16 protein-coding genes and 1 tRNA gene are annotated in these 12218 nt (G+C 64.9%); 10 read left to right on the forward strand and 7 right to left on the reverse strand.

Annotation, left to right across the window (positions count from 1 at the left end; all coding sequences use genetic code 11):
- On the forward strand, positions 1-418 hold a 418-nt coding region (locus RBA41_RS26515), incomplete at its 5' end, for a transposase (protein ID WP_306627332.1).
- A gap of 28 nt (positions 419-446) precedes the next feature.
- Here RBA41_RS26515 and RBA41_RS26520 read toward each other — a convergent pair.
- Complete coding sequence (locus RBA41_RS26520; protein ID WP_306627334.1) at positions 447-878, reverse strand: DUF29 domain-containing protein; 432 nt, start codon at positions 876-878, stop codon at positions 447-449.
- A 151-nt stretch (positions 879-1029) separates the two neighbouring features.
- Between RBA41_RS26520 and RBA41_RS26525 the strand changes: the two genes are divergently transcribed.
- Positions 1030-1224 (forward strand): hypothetical protein, encoded by a 195-nt coding sequence (locus RBA41_RS26525; RefSeq protein ID WP_306627336.1) that lies wholly within the window; start codon positions 1030-1032, stop codon positions 1222-1224.
- Positions 1221-1379, forward strand: coding sequence for a hypothetical protein (locus tag RBA41_RS26530; RefSeq protein WP_306627337.1), 159 nt, complete (start codon positions 1221-1223; stop codon positions 1377-1379). The genes RBA41_RS26525 and RBA41_RS26530 overlap by 4 nt, the downstream gene beginning before the upstream one ends.
- Before the next feature lie 87 nt (positions 1380-1466).
- Here RBA41_RS26530 and RBA41_RS26535 read toward each other — a convergent pair whose 3' ends face one another.
- The gene (locus RBA41_RS26535; protein ID WP_306627338.1) at positions 1467-1667 is read right to left on the reverse strand and encodes a cysteine-rich CWC family protein; all 201 of its coding nucleotides are present in this window, start codon (positions 1665-1667) and stop codon (positions 1467-1469) included.
- A 253-nt stretch (positions 1668-1920) separates the two neighbouring features.
- Here RBA41_RS26535 and argB point away from each other — a divergent pair, with 253 nt between their 5' ends.
- On the forward strand, positions 1921-2847 hold the full coding sequence (gene argB, locus RBA41_RS26540; protein ID WP_206091089.1) for an acetylglutamate kinase: 927 nt from the start codon (positions 1921-1923) through the stop codon (positions 2845-2847).
- 158 nt (positions 2848-3005) lie between these two features.
- Positions 3006-3080: transfer RNA gene (locus RBA41_RS26545), tRNA-Thr, on the forward strand.
- 42 nt (positions 3081-3122) lie between these two features.
- Here RBA41_RS26545 and RBA41_RS26550 read toward each other — a convergent pair.
- Positions 3123-4013 carry a TraB/GumN family protein gene (locus RBA41_RS26550; protein WP_306627339.1) on the reverse strand — a complete coding sequence of 297 codons (891 nt, stop codon included), beginning with the start codon at positions 4011-4013 and terminating at the stop codon, positions 3123-3125.
- A 48-nt stretch (positions 4014-4061) separates the two neighbouring features.
- Between RBA41_RS26550 and RBA41_RS26555 the strand changes: the two genes are divergently transcribed.
- The 3 genes from RBA41_RS26555 to pabB are packed head-to-tail and all read left to right on the forward strand — an operon-like array spanning position 4062 to position 7220.
- Positions 4062-4790, forward strand: a complete 729-nt coding sequence (locus tag RBA41_RS26555) for a pyrimidine 5'-nucleotidase (protein ID WP_306627341.1) — start codon at positions 4062-4064, stop codon at positions 4788-4790.
- A gap of 28 nt (positions 4791-4818) precedes the next feature.
- Entirely contained in the window at positions 4819-5397 is a 579-nt protein-coding gene (slmA, locus tag RBA41_RS26560; RefSeq protein WP_306627342.1) for a nucleoid occlusion factor SlmA, read from the forward strand.
- Positions 5398-5411: 14 nt separating this feature from the next.
- A complete protein-coding gene (pabB, locus tag RBA41_RS26565; RefSeq protein ID WP_306627343.1) occupies positions 5412-7220 on the forward strand; it encodes an aminodeoxychorismate synthase component I in 1809 nt (602 codons plus the stop codon).
- On the opposite strand, the gene RBA41_RS26570 is transcribed toward pabB, so the two are convergent.
- A complete protein-coding gene (locus RBA41_RS26570; RefSeq protein ID WP_306627344.1) occupies positions 7217-7894 on the reverse strand; it encodes an ArsR/SmtB family transcription factor in 678 nt (225 codons plus the stop codon). The two genes, pabB and RBA41_RS26570, sit on opposite strands and share 4 nt — an antisense overlap.
- 75 nt (positions 7895-7969) lie before the next feature.
- On the opposite strand from RBA41_RS26570, the gene RBA41_RS26575 reads away from it, so the two are divergent.
- A complete protein-coding gene (locus RBA41_RS26575) occupies positions 7970-8608 on the forward strand; it encodes a DUF6058 family natural product biosynthesis protein (protein ID WP_306627345.1) in 639 nt (212 codons plus the stop codon).
- A gap of 25 nt (positions 8609-8633) precedes the next feature.
- On the opposite strand, the gene RBA41_RS26580 is transcribed toward RBA41_RS26575, so the two are convergent.
- On the reverse strand, positions 8634-8909 hold the full coding sequence (locus RBA41_RS26580; protein WP_306627346.1) for a hypothetical protein: 276 nt from the start codon (positions 8907-8909) through the stop codon (positions 8634-8636).
- Positions 8910-9017: 108 nt separating this feature from the next.
- Positions 9018-9977 carry a transcriptional regulator FtrA gene (gene ftrA / locus RBA41_RS26585; protein ID WP_306627347.1) on the reverse strand — a complete coding sequence of 320 codons (960 nt, stop codon included), beginning with the start codon at positions 9975-9977 and terminating at the stop codon, positions 9018-9020.
- A gap of 94 nt (positions 9978-10071) precedes the next feature.
- Here ftrA and RBA41_RS26590 point away from each other — a divergent pair, with 94 nt between their 5' ends.
- A complete protein-coding gene (locus tag RBA41_RS26590) occupies positions 10072-10461 on the forward strand; it encodes a rhodanese-like domain-containing protein (RefSeq protein ID WP_306627348.1) in 390 nt (129 codons plus the stop codon).
- Between the two features lie 3 nt (positions 10462-10464).
- On the opposite strand, the gene RBA41_RS26595 is transcribed toward RBA41_RS26590, so the two are convergent.
- Entirely contained in the window at positions 10465-12183 is a 1719-nt protein-coding gene (locus RBA41_RS26595; protein WP_306627349.1) for a ShlB/FhaC/HecB family hemolysin secretion/activation protein, read from the reverse strand.
- Positions 12184-12218 lie beyond the last annotated feature (35 nt).

The following is a 12218-nucleotide window of genomic DNA, read 5'->3' on the forward strand; positions in this document are numbered from 1 at the left end:
ACGCTCTTCGCGCTCTGGAACGCACGAACAGCGAGTCAACGTCATGGCGGCATTGCGCCATGACCGATCACTGGTATGGCGCATGCACGACCAGCGCACAACACGCGAGGACGTGATGGCGTTCTTCGATGACTTGGCAAGCGAACCGCACCGCGTGCCGCGTATTGTGGTGCTGGACAACGCGGGCATCCACAAGGGCGAACCGATGCGGATCAAGCGCCAGCAATGGGAGCGGCAGGGCTTGTACCTGTATTACCTGCCGCCCTATAGTCCTGAACTGAACCGTATCGAAATACTCTGGAAGCAAGCGAAGTATTTCTGGCGATGCTTTCGTTACATGGCCGGTGATAGCCTGCGCGACGAAGTCTGCTCCATCATGGAAAATTATGGAAAAGCATTCACGGTAAATTTTGCGTAATTACTTAAAGGGTGAACGTGAGCGTTCCCTATGCGGGGAAAAACGTCGAGTCCAGCACTTGCGCGGTGGTCCATACAGGCATGCGCGGGAACTGGTAGAGCCCCGTGTCATTGAAGGCAATGACCAGCGCGTCTTTCCAAATCTCTACAAACCACGCGTCATCAGCTAAGGTGTGCTTCAGGCTCGGCACTTTAGCGAGCTTTATTGCAATGCTCTCGCGCTGCACGTCGATCGTTGCGCGCCAGCTTTTGCTGCGCAATTGCGGTTGAAACTGCCACTTGAGCAGGTGGGCAATCAGCACGGCCATCCGACTGCCCAGTTCGCGCCGCACGCTATTGCCCACGTCCTCGATCTCCTCGGCAATGTTCTCAATATCGAGCGCGGACCACTGGCGTTCGCGTAACAGCGCCGCCTGTTCGATTGACCAGGCAAGCACGTCCATGTCGTACAGACTAGCCATCATCAACTCCTTGTGACTGCCCCAATATGAAGTAAGCATACCTACCGGACTTCGACACACCTCAATCGTGCGCCAGCGCGAACGGGGAACTTGAACACTCCCGTGAGGTCTATAACTGGAGTGATTCAATTCGATCGAGAGGAGGCTTCCCATGTTCGCATTCCTGACAACTATTTCGGAAGAAGACCTACGACATGTTGTGAAAAAAATATCCAGCAATGTAGAGACCAAATCACCGCTCTCTCCACGCAGCCAGGAAATCCTCAGATCGGTGCGTTTTACCTCCCATGAGATGAAACAGGCGGGAATCGTCGCCGCCATGAAGATCGCTGCGAGAAGCAAATGACGCGTATTGTCGGGTCGATTCTGACGGGCTATGTCGGACTGGCCAAACTGACGGCTACTACCGAGAAGGCGGTGGGCATCGGCGCCAACCCTGCACATAAACCGGCGTTTGGAAAGCCCGTATCGACGCCGTCCACACCTCAGGAAGGGGATTAGCCTCCGCTCGCCCAACCCTCGTACACCAGCACCGAAGGTGCGCGCGCTCCAGCGTTCCCAAGCTGATCCGCGCCTGGCTACCCGCACTTATTCGCGCACCGGCCCGGCCAAACTGGCTCGCTGGGCCTCGATATGCGCCTTCAGGCAAGCCGGACACCAGCAAGCAGCCGCGCCGCCCTCGACCGGCACCGCTACCGCCGGCGGCAATTCCGTGCACCAGCACGGCCCCGCAGTGCCGTCGGCCATGGCGCAGCCGAACTGCGCCCCACAGCGGCTGCAGGTACTCATGGCGCGCCGCTTTCCGGCGAGGTCAGCCACAATGGGAGAAGACACGTGCGGGCGCTGCCATTCATGGACATGTTTCCTGATCAATAGGTGCACTGCGTCAGGCGCCGCGAAACGGGGCTGGAGCGCCGAGGGAATTCATTTAAGGCCAGCCTAACGGATCAAAAATGAAAATACAACAAGATAGCCCTATAATGCCCACAAGCTTCTCCCTGTTGCCTGTAAAATCTCGCAAAATTTCATTTTCGGACCCGCCATGACCGCTCCTTTGCCCAAACTGAAGACCGACCATCAAGACGACCTGACCGCGGTTTCCCCGCAGATCAAGGCGCAGATCCTGGCCGAGGCACTCCCGTATATCCGCAATTTCCATGGCAAGACCATTGTCATCAAATACGGCGGCAATGCGATGACCGACGAACGCCTCAAGCACGGCTTCGCGCGCGACGTCATCCTGCTCAAGCTGGTCGGCATGAACCCGGTCGTGGTGCACGGCGGCGGTCCGCAAATCGACAATGCCCTGAAAAAAATCGGCAAGCAAGGCAGCTTCGTGCAAGGCATGCGCATCACCGACGAAGAAACCATGGAAGTGGTCGAATGGGTGCTCGGGGGCGAAGTCCAGCAAGACATCGTGATGCTGATTAACCACTACGGCGGCCAGGCTGTCGGCCTGACCGGCAAAGATGGCGGCCTGATCCGCGCACGCAAGATGGCCATGCCCGACAAGGAAAACCCGGGCGAGTTCCTCGACATCGGTTTTGTCGGCGAAATCGACGCCATCAACCCGGCCGTGGTCAAGGCGCTGCAGGACGACGCCTTCATTCCGATCATTTCGCCGATCGGCTTCGGCCAGGATGGCCAGGCCTACAACATCAATGCCGACGTCGTCGCAGGCAAGATCGCGGAAATCCTGAAAGCCGAAAAGCTGATCATGATGACCAACATCGCCGGCGTGCAAGATAAAAAAGGCAAGCTCGTGACCGATCTGTCGGCGCGCGAGATCGATGAAATGTTCGCCGACGGCACCATTTCGGGCGGCATGCTGCCTAAAATTTCATCGGCGCTCGATGCGGCCAAGTCGGGCGTGAACACGGTTCACATCATCGACGGACGAATTGAGCACTCTTTGCTGCTCGAAGTCTTGACCGAACAGGCTTTTGGCACTATGATCCGGTCGCACTAAAATTTTTACGGCGGCATCAGCCGCCGCCAGGGGCCTCGCAAAACCGTAGCGAGCGGTGCAAGTTTCGTCAGAGAAGCGCAGCCGTACGAAGGTACGGTGAGCATCGCAGGACGAAAATTGCGCCGCGCAGTAGGTTTGGCGAGGTTCCCGACAGTACCGCCCTTTTAGCTCAGTGGTAGAGCACTCCCTTGGTAAGGGAGAGGCCACGTGTTCAATCCACGTAAAGGGCACCATTCCTCCCGCGGCACCCTCCCCCAAGCCCTGCACTATCCAGATCAGTACACCCGCTCGACCGTCAGCCCGCGCGCGCGCAGCAATGCCGGTACGCTATTCTTGCCGATCAGATGCAATACCCCGATCGCCGCCACGCTCTTGTCCTGTTTGACCAGCAAGGCGGCCAGCTTGTCCGCCAGCGGGCCGTTGCGTTCGTCCAACAGAACTTTTTGCATGAATTTGCCGGATACGCTGGTGTCGTTCTCGACCTTGGCCGCTACCGCGTCGAGCCCGGCCTTGTCCGCCGTGCCCCAGGCGTCGACGATCTGGCGCATTTCGGCGCGCTGCTTGCCGGTCTCCATCATGCCCACGCTCTCTTCCAGGAACTTCCACTGCTCCTCCGCGCCCAGCCGGTCGAACATCGCGAACTGGGCGCCGATCGATTCGAGCTCGATCACCGGCACCTTGCTCGCGCGCGCCATCTGCGCCAGCTTGATGTCGACCGCCAGCTCGGCCTGGTAACCCTCGGCCGCGTACTCGGCCAGGGTGAGGGTGGTCGCCACCAGCCACGGCTTGAAGCGCGCCACCGCGGCCGGATCGATCTTCGCCTTTTTCAAGGCCTGTTCCACGCGCTTGCGAAAGGCCGGCGAACGGTCCTGAAAGCCGGGCTTGCCGGGCGCGAGCAAGGCATGCGCCTGCATCGCCGCACCCAGCTTGGCGGGATCCTGCAGCAGGTCCACTTCCAGCGCCAGCGCCGAGGCATCCTTCACGGCCGCGGCAATGCGCGGTTCGAGCGGATAGAACTCCGGCAAGCCCACATGCATGGTGCCGAACAAATGCATCGTATGGCCGCTGCCGCTGATCTTGAACAGCGCGCCGCGCTCGGCGCCCCAGGCTGCCGGCAGGGCCAGCATCAGCAAACTGAGGAACACCACTATAATCGGACGTCTCATGCCTTATTTCCTTGTTGGTTCGTTACCGCGTTTTTAATCAGGTCCCCTGTGTCCAATCTTACCCGCTCCGCCCCGCTCTGGTTGTTCGATCTCGACAATACCCTGCACAACGCCTCGCACGCGATTTTCCCCACCATCACCGCCAACATGAACGTGTTCATCGCGCGCGTGCTGGGCGACGGCGTCACGCCCGCCAGCGCGGACGTGGTCAACGCCGCCCGCCTCGACTACTGGAAACGCTACGGCGCCACCCTGCTCGGGATGATCAAGCACCACCAGGTCAGCGCCGCCGACTTCCTGCACGAAACCCACCAGGTCGAGCGGCTGGAAGACATGATCCGCTACGAACGCGGGCTGGCGCGCCTGCTCAAGCGCCTGCCGGGGCAAAAAATCCTGCTGACCAACGCGCCGACCCGCTACTCGACCGACGTGATGCGGCATCTGGGGTTGCGGCGCCACTTCAGCCACCACATCGCCATCGAAAACATGCACGTGCACGGCCAGCTGCGGCCCAAGCCGTCCAAGCTGATGCTGCGCCGCCTGCTGCGCAAGCACGGCGTGGCCGCGCAGCGCTGCATCCTGGTCGAAGACACGCTGGCCAACCTGCGCACCGCCAAACAGGTGGGCATGCGCACCGCCTGGGTCACCCAGTACCTGCGCATGGCCGATCCGATCGGTGTTGCGCCGTTGCCAAAAAAGTTAAAACGCCCCGCTTATGTCGATGTCAAAGTAAAATCCGTGCTTCAGTTGCCGAGATGCATGAATCGACTGCGCTGACATCGTCAACCCACCTCATCGAGAACACATGGCAAGCACCAAGCCGGGCCAGCGCAAGCTGCAAATCCTCCAGGCTCTGGCCACCATGCTGGAGCAGCCCAAAGGCGAGAAAATCACCACGGCGGCACTGGCGAAACGGCTGGACGTATCCGAAGCGGCGCTGTACCGCCACTTCGCCAGCAAGGCGCAGATGTTCGAAGGCTTGATCGAATTTATCGAATCGAGCGTCTTCGGCCTGATTAACCAGATCGCCGAAAACGAGCAGGGCGGCGTCGACCAGGCGCACGCCGTGCTGCAGATGCTGCTCGGCTTCGCAGCCAACAATCCCGGCATGACGCGCGTGCTGATCGGCGACGCCCTGGTCAACGAAGACGAGCGCCTGCAGCTGCGCATGAACCAGTTCTACGACAAGGTCGAACTGGCGTGCAAGCAGTCGCTGCGCCTGGCCGTCACCCAGGGACACGGCCAGGAAGCCGACGTCGCCGCGCGCGCCAGCCTGCTGGTGAGCTACGTGGTCGGACGCTGGCACCGCTACGCCAAGAGCGGCTTCCGCCACAACCCGACCGAGGGCACCGCCCTGCAGATTTCCCTGCTGCTGGCGGCCTGACCGCGCGTACACCGATGAACCCCGTGGACTGCTTTGCCCTGCTCGACGACGCCACCGGCGGCGGTTCGCGCCTGTACACGGGCCATGCGGGGGCCTTGCGCTGCGACGATGCCGGCACCTGGCCGGACCTGCTGGCGCAGTTGCAGGCGGCGCTCGGACGCGGCCTGCATGCCGTGGCGGTGCTCGGTTATGAACTGGGCGGGCACCTGCTCGGCATCGGCACGCACCATGCCGCCGGTCCGCTGGCGCAGCTGCTGCTGTTCGACACCTGCACCCGGCTCTCCTCCGACGAGGTGGCGGCCTGGCTGGCCGCGCACGCGCCAGCGCAGGAGGGCCCGGCCGGCATCGCCGGCGTGCGCGCCAACGTCGGCGAAAAAGCGTTCAGCGACGCGTTAGCGCGCATCCACCACTACATTGCTGCCGGCGACACCTACCAGGTCAACTACACCTACCGCCTGCACTTCGACGCCTTCGGCTCGCCCCACGCGCTGTATGCCCGCCTGCGCGCGCGCCAGCCGGTGCCCTACGGCGCCCTGATCGCCCTGCCCGACGGCGGCGCCGTGCTGTCGCTCTCGCCCGAACTGTTCGTGCGCCACCAAGACGGTGAGCTGGTGGCACGCCCCATGAAAGGCACCGCCCCCGCCAGCGATGACGATGCCGAAAATGCGCGCCGCGCCAGCGCCCTGGCGGCCGACGCCAAGAACCGCGCCGAAAACCTGATGATCGTCGACCTGCTGCGCAACGACCTGGGACGCATCGCCGTCACCGGCAGCGTCGAGGTGCCGGCGCTGTTCGACGTGCAGCGCTTTGCCAGCGTGCTGCAGATGACGTCCACCGTGCGCGCCCGCCTGCGCCCGCACGCCACCCTGGCCGATATCTTCGCCGCGCTGTACCCGTGCGGCTCGATCACCGGCGCGCCCAAGCGGCGGGCGATGGAAATCATCCGCGAGCTCGAACCGGCCGCGCGCGGTGTCTACACCGGCGCCATCGGCTGGTTCGATCCAGCTTCCACGCCTGGGGCGATCGGGGACTTTTGCCTGTCGGTGCCGATCCGCACCCTGACGCTGCAGGCGCAGCACGGCGGCACGCGGCGCGGCGAGATGGGCGTGGGCGCCGGCATCGTGTACGACAGCGACGCCGCCGACGAATATGCCGAGTGCCAGCTCAAGGCGCGCTTCCTGACCGGCCTGCAAAATGAGATCGAGGTCTTCGAGACCCTGCACGCCACGCGCGAAGATGGCTGCCGCCACCGCGCGCCGCACCTGGCGCGCATGGCGCGGTCGGCGCGCTACTTCGGCTTCCCGTTCGACCAAGCCGGCGCCCACGCGGCGCTGGACGCCGCCTGCGCCGCGCTGGCGCCCGGGGTGGCCTCGCGCATGCGGCTCGCGCTCGGCCCGTCCGGCGCGTTCGGCGTGCAAAGCGGCGCGCTGGCCGCGCTGGCGCAGCCGGTGCGCGTGCTGCTGGCAGAGGACGCGACGCGCGCCGACGATCTGTTCCTGCGCCACAAAACCAGCGTGCGCACGCGCTACGACGCGGCCTGGCGCGCGGCCGAGGCGCAAGGCGCTTTCGATATGCTGTTCTTCAACGAGCGCGGCGAACTGACCGAGGGAGGCCGCAGCAATGTGTTCGTGCAGGTCGACGGGCGCTGGCGCACTCCTGCCCTGGCGTGCGGCCTGCTGCCCGGGATCATGCGCGCGCTGGTGCTGGCCGATGCCCGCTGGGATGCGGAAGAAGGCATCGTCACGCGCGCCATGCTGGACCGCGCCACCGGCCTGATGCTCTGCAATGCCCTGCGCGGACCGATGATGGCGCTGCTGGCCTAAGCCAGCCAGACGCGCAAATCCTGTTCGCCGGCATCGCTGAACGCGACCACGCGCGAATCGAGCGAGCGTTTGGCCCAGCCGATTTCCTCGAAGCGTGCCAGCAGTGCGTCGCCCAGCGCGCCGGCCAGGTGGTGGCGGCGCTCGCTCCAGTCGAGACAGGTACGGCAAAAGGCGCGCCGCGTGCCGGCCGCCGCTGCCGTGTCGACGCCGATCGCTTTGATCATGGCGCTGCCGGCGCCGGTCAGGCGCAGGCCATCCGCATCGGGAAGGAAAGCGCCATGCGCCAGCAGGCGCTCATACACCAGCACACCGAGTTCGCCGGCCAGATGGTCGTAGCACACGCGCGCCTTGCGCAAGGCCGGCTCGCGCGGGCTGGAACGCAGCCGCACCGCGCCGGTGCGAAAGGCGACATTCATCAGCGATTCGAGCAGCTGCGCCACATCGTCGTCGGCCAGGCGGAAGTAGCGGTGGCGGCCCTGGGCTTCCACCGCGAGCAGGCCGGCGTCGACCAGCTTGGCCAGATGGGCGCTGATGGTCTGCTTGGTGACGCCCGCGATATCGGCCAGTTCGGTAGCGGTAAGGGCCATGCCCGACATGAGGGCGGTCAATACTTCGGCGCGCGCGTGATCGCCGATCAGGGCGGCAATGCCGATAATGTTGGGGCCGTCTTTCATGGTTCGATGGTAGCCGAACCGTGCAGGCCGCACAAGCTTGTATAGTAGGTTGTATCGACTAACGAAAGAGTGGCCATGGAACTGATCCGATACCTGAGCGATTGCTTCTTCACCGAGCAACAGCTGCTGGCGGTGTCCGGCATCGATGCGGAAGAGCTGGCGGCGCTGCAGCGGCGCTCGATGATGCCGCGCGCATCCTACCGCCTGCGCCTCGACGTGAGCTGCGACTCCTTTTTTGGCCAGCACGAGGAGCACAAGGAGATAGCCTACTATGCCAGGGGCTACGCTTCGTGGATCGGGCTGCTGCAGTCGCTGCACGCCGACGCCGACGCCTTCCGCGTGTTCGCCGAGCGTTACCGCGCCCGGCTGACGCAGTTGAAGGCGGCCGGCTTGTGCACCGACAACCCCAAGCTGGGCGCGGGCCTGGATGAGCACCTGCGCGAAGAGTGGCGCCACTTTCTCGACGGCACCTATGGGATATGCACCAAAACCGGGCTGCCGGAGGAAATCGCCTCGAAGGAACTGGCGACGATGATCATCGGCGACATCATCGGCAAGCCCGTTGAGCAGGCACTGTCGACACGCGACCGGGTCTGCCTGACCCTGGCGGTCGACCTGCTCGACACCGCCAGCGGCCAGTTCGCGCCCCATGAAAAAGAGCGCAGCTCGCGGCATTTGCTGATTGACGAGGTGCGCAAGAATTACCAGTTATAAGCGGCGCGGCCGGCGATGATATCGATCAGAGCCGGCAAGGCGCGGGAATGCCGCTGTCGCCGGATGCCATTGCGGCTGCCATCGCCACCAGGACCAAGCCGATGGGGAGGATGCGCGGGAGGTGGCCGAGGATGAACCGGCGCATGGTGTCGGCTTTGCCGAACTGGTCCGCAAATGCCGGTTCCCCGGTTTCCTGCGTAGCGAGCGCAGCCGGTGGCTTGCTGCGATCCCCAAGCCAGGAAACATCAACATTTTCCGCCAGCATGCCTTGGTCTTCAATAAAAAAGTCTCTCGCACTCATTGCATTCTCCTTAAAGATTCCCGCAAACAGCCGCTAGCCGGCTAGTCTAACCTTTTAGATCACAGTCGGCGATGTTGGTTCCGCATCCGCCATCGATAGCGCGGCCTTTCAGGCTGCGACACGCGCGAACTGGCGCCGGTACGCGCCCGGCGTGGTGGCGGCAAGGCGGCGGAAGTGATGCCGCAGCGATGCTTCCGACGTAAAACCGGCGCGCTCGGCCACCTGTGCCAGCGGCAATTCAGGATTTTCGAGCAAGTCCTTGACGATCGCGATGCGCTCGCGGATCAGCCATTCGTGCGCGCCGAAACCGGTGGCGTCATGGAACTGGCGCTGCAAGGTACGCTCGCTCATGGCCGCGCGCAGCGCCATGCTGGCCACCGTATGCGGCTCGGCCGGATGCACGCGCACCCAATCCATCAGCCGCGTCAGGCGTCCTTTCTCGTCATGCGCCATGGGCCGCGGCAGATACTGCGCCTGCCCGCCTTCGCGGTGCGGGGCGACCACCAGCCGCTGCGCCACCAGATTGCCGACCCGGGCCCCGTGATCGCGCCGCACCAGATACAGCAGCATGTCGATGCCGGCCGCCGAACCGGCCGAGGTGATGATCTGGCCGGCATCGGCATACAGGTCGTCCGGCAGCACCTCGACGGCGGGATAGCGGCGTGCCAGCCGGTCGGCATAGCGCCAGTGCGTGGTGGCGCGCAAGCCGTCGAGCAGGCCGGCCGCGGCCAGCACGAACACGCCCGAACAGATCGAACACAAACGCGCACCGCGCGCATGGGCGGCGCGCAGCAGCGCCAGCAAGGCGGCCGGCGGCACTTGGTCGGGATCGCGCCAGCCGGGGATGACGATGGTGTCGGCCCGCTCCAGCAGTTGCGGCGCGTAGGGCGCGCTGATGACAATGCCGCCAGCGGCGCGGATCGGCCCCGGTTCGGCCGCGCACACAGCGAATTCGTACCAGTCCACCTCCAGTTCCGGACGTTCGAGCGCGAACACCTCGACCGTGCAGCCGAATTCGAAGGTGCACAGGCCGTCATAGGCCAGGGCGACGACAAGATGCTTTTTCATGGCGTAATCTTAACGCAGAATGGCTTTTGCGCCACTTAGCAGGGCGCGAACGTCCGCCGATAATGGACGCTCTTTCACAACAAGGAGTCAGGCCATGTCCGCCGTTACCGATGTCGCACCCGCCCCATCCCCCGCCGCGCTGGCGCACTTTGAAGCGCAGTTCGCGTTCGAAACCGATTGCTGGGATGTACACGAGGCGCTGGCCGGCGGCAGAGCGGATTTCGTGCTGCTCGATGTGCGCGGCAGCGACAAATACGGCAGCGGCCACGTACCGGGTGCGCTCGATCTGGCCCATCGCAAGATCATCGGATCGGCCATCGCCCGGTATCCCGAGGGGACAATCTTTGTCGTCTACTGCGCCGGACCGCATTGCAACGGCGCCGCGCGGGCTGCGATCCGCCTCGCGCGGCTGGGGCGCCCGGTCAAGCTCATGACGGGCGGGATCGCGGGCTGGCTCGACGAGGGTTTCGCCCTGAGCGCCTGATGCTCAGAAGTACGCCGCCACCTGCAGCCACGCGCGGGTGCGCGAGCTGCTGCCGTCGGCATCCTTGCCGCTGGCGTTGCGCGCCGGGTTGCTGCCGATTTTACTCGCCACCTGCAGGCGCACGCTCACATTGCCCGGTCCGCGCCAGTTGATGCCCACGCCGACGCCTTTCAGGTCGTAGCTGTTGCCCGGCCCGCCGGCGGCCAGCGCGTTCGGATACAGCTCGCGATTGAGCTTGATGTGGCCGTAGTCGAAGAATGCGCCGACATCGGCCTTCCACGTCGGCAGTTCGTAGCGCGCCTCGATCGCCAGCACATGGCCTTCATCGCCACTGGCTTCGCCGGCCGGATAGGCGCGCACGCGGTCGGGGCCCCCGAGCGACATCTTCTCGCCCGCTTCCAGGTTTTTCGACGCCAGCTGGCCGCTCACGCTGGCCATGACAGACGCCGCGCCGCTGATCCGCTGCACGCGACCGACCTGATAGTTCGCGCGCGTGAAGCTGCCTTCGCTGCGCGGGCCGGCCGCATCAAACGCCTGCGAGGCCGCATTGCCCGACAAATCGACGCGGCCGGGTGTCACTTCCAGCGACGCGCTGGTGAGGCCTGCGCCAACCAGCTGGTCCTGGCGGCTCATGCTCACCGCCAGCGGCAGCACCCGTACCTGCTTGTCGCTGGTCTGCACGCCGTTGGCGCGGTTGACGAAGCGCTTGTCCTCGTAGCCGCCTCGCACTTGCACGCTGGCGTAGCGCGAGCGCAGCAGCGGATGCATCACCAGCAGTTGCGCCACGTTCGCCGTGCCGCGCGCGTCGAGCGATTTAAAATCGGCACCCAGGCGGTAACGCAGGCCGGAATACGCCAGTCCGACGCGGGTGCCCGCACCGCCCACCGGCAGCACCGCACCCACGCGCGCGTAATTGAAGTCCGAGCCGGTGCTGGCCGCCTGCAGCGACAGCTGCGAGCCGCTGCCGGCCAGATCGTTCACATTCACGCCGCCGGTGGCGCGCATGCGGCCGGTGTAGCGGTTCGAGGAGTTGTCGATGCCGGCATTGCCGTTAAAAAGAGCGCCTTCGCTCAGGGCGATGTCGATGGCGCTCTCGCCCAGCGCCGCACCGGGGCCGAGTTGCGCGCGCGCGGTGATGCCAGGCAGGTCCTGCGTCAGCAGCAAGGCGCGTTCGAGCTGCACTTCGTTCACCGGCGCGCCCGGCTTGACGAGCGCATCGAAGTAGCGCCGTGCCAGCGCGGGCGCCAGCCGCACCGAGGCGTCGGGCACGATGCTCACGGCCGACACGCGCCCTTCCAGCACCTGCAAGCGCACCTGGCCCTGGGCCAGGTCCTGTGCCGGCAGATAGGCCGAGGCGAGGAAGTAGCCGCGCGCGCGGTAGTACGCCGTGACCGCGGCGGCGGCCTGGTTCAGCTGCGCGAAGGTCAGCGCGCGGCCGGCATAGGGCGCCAGCAGCTCGCGCAAGGCCGCTTCGGGAAAGGCGCTCACGCCGGCGAACACGAAACCGTTGACCTGCACACGCTGGTCGCCTGCCTGCGCGGCGGCTGGCAGCGGCGCCGCGTCGGGCAGCACCTTGACGCCGGCCGCCGGTGGCGCAATCAGCGCCGGTGGACGGGTCGATTCCAGAATGCGGCCGGCGTCCGGCGTGGTCTGCCCGAAGGCCAGCGCGGGCGCCAGCAGAATGCCGAGCGCGATGCTGTCGGTGGTGAGGCGTTTGTTCACGTTATAACCTTGTTGCGGATGATTCGATCGGTGGC

This window comes from Massilia scottii (genome assembly GCF_030846495.1).
Lineage (GTDB): Bacteria > Pseudomonadota > Gammaproteobacteria > Burkholderiales > Burkholderiaceae_D > Telluria_A > Telluria_A violaceinigra.